Source organism: Falsiroseomonas oryzae (assembly GCF_027856955.1).
GTDB lineage: Bacteria > Pseudomonadota > Alphaproteobacteria > Acetobacterales > Acetobacteraceae > Falsiroseomonas > Falsiroseomonas oryzae.
Genome location: NZ_JAPSMD010000932.1, coordinates 1 through 772, shown reverse-complemented (window position 1 = coordinate 772; position 772 = coordinate 1). Strand labels below are relative to the sequence as shown.

Sequence of the window (772 nt, the reverse complement as noted above, 5' to 3'; positions counted from 1 at the left end):
CGCCTGCAGGATGGCGTCCGAGGCCGCCTCCTCGGCGCGCCAGCCCGCCCGTGCCGCGGCGATGGGCGCGTATTCGGGCGGGTGCCGCCGTGGCAGCGGCCGCTCGCCCGCCGGCGCGACGTGCAGCCGGGTCCAGTCGTAGCGGGCGAAGGCCGGCATATCCGCGGTCACCAGGCTGTACGGGATCCACAGCGCCATCGCCGCGAAGGCCGCGCCGGCCGCGACGGCAATGCGCGTGCCCTCCGGCACGCCGGCCTCGGCGAGCCGCTCCAGCCGCCAGGCCACCACCAGCGCCCAGACCGCCACGGCCGGCGTCATCAGGCGCCAGGGGAACTGCACGCGCTGCAACGGCGGCAGCGCCCACCAGAGGGGCCAGGACAGCGGGGTCATCAGCAGGCAAAGGCCCAGGAACAGGACGGCGGTCGCGACGAAGAACGGGTCCCGCTCCGCCGGCGCCTGCCGCCGCCCCGTCCAGGCCAGGGCGGCCAGCACGGCGAGGCTCACCAGCAGCCCGGCATTCATGAACACGAAATGCACGACCGGCTTGGAGGGCGTCCAGGCATCCAGCAGGAAATGCCCGGACCAGGTGGTCAGTCCGCCGGTGTCCCACCCATCGGCGTTGATCTCCGGCAGCAGGAGCAGCGCGGGTACCAGATAGGCGCCGGCCATCGCGGCACCCAGCAGGCAGCCGGCCAGCACCGTCGCCGCGCGCAGCAGCCCGGCGCGCCCCGCGCCCGCCGCCACCCAGGCCCAGGCCGGCACCACGCCGCCG

General features: G+C 75.9%; 1 protein-coding gene. It reads right to left on the bottom strand.

Features of this window, described 5'->3' with window-relative positions; translation table 11 throughout:
* On the bottom strand, positions 1-772 hold a 772-nt coding region (locus tag OZN99_RS32765), incomplete at both ends, for a hypothetical protein (protein ID WP_270939352.1).